The organism is Adlercreutzia sp. DFI.6.23, from assembly GCF_024462535.1.
Classification (GTDB): domain Bacteria; phylum Actinomycetota; class Coriobacteriia; order Coriobacteriales; family Eggerthellaceae; genus Adlercreutzia; species Adlercreutzia rubneri.
Window position 1 is genome coordinate 1 of the sequence record NZ_JANGBP010000275.1, and the last position, 361, is coordinate 361.

General features: G+C 60.9%; 1 protein-coding gene. It reads right to left on the minus strand.

Translation table 11 applies throughout. The features are described 5' to 3' along the window. On the minus strand, positions 1-353 hold a 353-nt coding region (nrfD, locus tag NE591_RS13345; protein ID WP_256156876.1), incomplete at its 3' end, for an NrfD/PsrC family molybdoenzyme membrane anchor subunit. Positions 354-361: the final 8 nt, after the last annotated feature.

Sequence of the window (361 nt, forward strand, 5' to 3'; positions counted from 1 at the left end):
GAGAACACCGCCACTTTCGAGATACCGCCGAAGCCGCGGATGCCGAGGGCCTTGGGCACCGACGAGATGATAAGACCGCCGGCCGACAGGCCTACGAAAAACATGAAGCCCGTGATGTAGAGGCCCCAGCTGTCGAGGTTGCGCATGGCGGTCTGCACCATGCCGCCCGACAGCTGCAAAAACCACAGCACCAAGCCGACCACCATCACCACGGCGCTCACGCCGATGGCAACATTGAGAGCAGGACTCTTGACGGCCGTCGACGCGTGCTCACTAGCACGCCCTCGATCACTGGACGCTGAGAAATCGAGGTCATCGCTGGCAAGGGCTCCACCCTGCATATACTCGGACATAATGTCAC